At 34.1% G+C, this 642-nt stretch carries 1 protein-coding gene; it reads left to right on the top strand.

Features of this window, described 5'->3' with window-relative positions:
• Window positions 1–625: transposase (locus tag HYG89_RS15920; RefSeq protein WP_178868383.1), on the top strand; the 625-nt coding region annotated here is incomplete at its 5' end.
• Between the last annotated feature and the right edge of the window lie 17 nt (window positions 626–642).

Raw genomic sequence — 642 nt, forward strand, 5'->3', positions numbered from 1 at the left:
AACCAAGAATGATTACTTTATGGATATGTTAAGTGAAGTACTCAGTTGGGGTGCAAAGATTCAATTTATTACAGGTGATAGTTGGTATTCATCGACTGGAAATCTAAAAACCATAAGAAAATATGGTATTCGATTTATGTTTGGTATCGACTGTAACCGTAAGGTTTCCCCAGAAAAAGGACAATGGTTTCAACTGCGTTTATTGCCAAATTTCCATCAGGGTCAAGTGGTCTGGCTCAAAGATTTTGGCTTTGTACAATTATTTAAGACTCAGTTAAAAGAACAGCAGAGGTTTTATATTGTGCATCAAGATGAAGATGATTTATTGTCCTTTGAGGGTTTTCATGAATTACATTCAAGTCATTGGAAAATAGAGCAATATCACCGGGTGATTAAACAGGTTTGTCATATTGAAAAGTTTCAAGTAAGACGATCTAAACTGATTTTGAATCATATTTTTTCAGCCTTGATGGCCTACGTCGAGATACAAAAGAACCAGTTTGAGCGGATCTTTGAAAATGTATATCGTTGGCAGAAGAAATTATTTAGACCAGTTATCAAAAACTTCATTGATGACTTTATTCTCGATAAAAATCATCTGCTACCACAGAGAATCTATAAATAATAGTGCGTAAGTCCTAT

The sequence above is a fragment of the Acinetobacter sp. SwsAc5 genome, from assembly GCF_013391485.1.
Classification (GTDB): Bacteria; Pseudomonadota; Gammaproteobacteria; order Pseudomonadales; family Moraxellaceae; genus Acinetobacter; species Acinetobacter towneri.